This window comes from Eudoraea sp., assembly GCF_049665975.1.
Lineage (GTDB): Bacteria > Bacteroidota > Bacteroidia > Flavobacteriales > Flavobacteriaceae > Eudoraea.
Map to the genome: position 1 here is coordinate 1 of NZ_JBATGR010000346.1, position 1,720 is coordinate 1,720.

General features: G+C 35.3%; 2 protein-coding genes. Both read right to left on the reverse strand.

Annotation, left to right across the window (positions count from 1 at the left end; translation table 11 throughout):
* Positions 1–186: 186 nt before the first annotated feature.
* Positions 187–969: a hypothetical protein gene (locus WBN20_RS12025; RefSeq protein WP_424281855.1), complete on the reverse strand. Its 783-nt coding sequence runs from the start codon at positions 967–969 to the stop codon at positions 187–189.
* A gap of 205 nt (positions 970–1,174) precedes the next feature.
* Positions 1,175–1,720 (reverse strand): DUF502 domain-containing protein (locus WBN20_RS12030; protein WP_424281856.1); only part of this gene is annotated, 546 nt, incomplete at its 5' end.

The window sequence follows — 1,720 nt, forward strand, 5'->3', positions numbered from 1 at the left end:
CCAATAAGCGTAGTTCCACCAATAGCCCAGGAACTTTTATCATTTTTGTTTATTGCCATCGTCTTTAATTTAAAATTAGTTTCAAAAGGTAGGATATCAACAAAAGACAAACTATGATTTATGTCATAAAGAAATACACCAAGGATATAAGAGAATTAGGAAAAAGGGGTGATGAAAGTCGCACGCTTATTGCACATCTTTTTGCATACTCTTTTGAAGTGAAATCAACGATTCTTGCCCTACCTTAAATAACCCTTTTTGAGGACGGTTGAGATCCACAATAAGTGTGGTGAGTGCGGCAAAGGCCAATATCATGGGAATTACAGCAATCAAACCCCTTGGTTTGGTAAAACCTGCTTTAATACCTATTATAGCCATGGTCACGAACGAGATGGCCAGAAGTGTTATCCAAATTGCAATAGGAATCCGATTTCGCAAACCTGCAGTAACCCTTTTTTCATGCATATCAATCACATTATTAATAGACTGAACCAGCATCGCCGTGTTGGTATTGGGAGTAACTAATGCAGCATTCGATACTTCATTCCATAAAAGACTATGCAACTCAACTGATCTGACGAGTTCATTGTTGATATTTGTGCTGCTCAGGGCTTGCAGGCGCGTGTCAACATATTCCCTTAATAATCGCTTTACTTCGGTTTTGTATTTCGTATCAACAAGGTATGCCCTTAGGTAAGAAGTTCCAATTTCGTTGGCTTCCTCAAGAACGTATTGTTTACGCTGACTAAATTGTTCTGTGGCAATGGAAAATGTAAAAGCCATGAGGAATCCCAATAATCCAATTAATCCGCCAATAACTGGTGCTAGCGTAGCGGGTTCCACCTCTTCTTTAATTCCTTTAGAACGCCTGCTAATTTGATAACCAATCTCAAAAGCGATTAACATCAAAATACAAATACCAAAGTAAACATAATAGATGGGTATGGAATCAAAAATTGAAGTAGTCATATTTTCTATTATTGGTAATACTCCGTTTGTGTTTAACTATTATTCTATTAAGTTTTAAATTCTCTTGAATTTTCTTATAAAAATGCAAGTAAACCTAATTGTAAAAGTACATGTACAAAGGATAAGGGCAAAATAATAGTATTGGTAATATTTAAACTAAATAACTGTATATATAAAGCATATGCTTTTTCAATCCAAATTTTACTCAAAAAGATGATTGGTTAACTTGCCCATTCAGAATCTTCTTCGCGTCTAATCCCAATTTTTTATAAATTTTCATTGCGCTTAACTCTGGTAAATCCAGTATTTTAAGGCGTTCATTTTTGACGAAAAAAACATCCCCGGACATTGGGTTTGGAGCACCGGGAATATACACAGAACACAATTCGTCATCAATTTTATCCATTAAAAAACCAATCTGCCAGACTTCTTCGATATTTACCAGGACGACATCTTTTAAATCATCAGATTCAATTCCTGCAGCAGATTCGGTCATACCTTTTAACAAAGTATAACCAGGTATATGCGAAAGAATATTAGTTTCAATCCATTTCCTCAACTCTTTTATTTTTTTTGTATGGGCAAATAAACCAGCTATAAAGCAGACCAATAAAAGTATAAGTAACGCGATTATTCTGGATATGGTAATTCCGCCGATTGCTTCAATGGGAATTTTATCCGCGATAGGTGCAACTAATTTTCGAAAAACATCCAGAACCTTACCTATAATTAAAGCAAGCAATACAAGGGG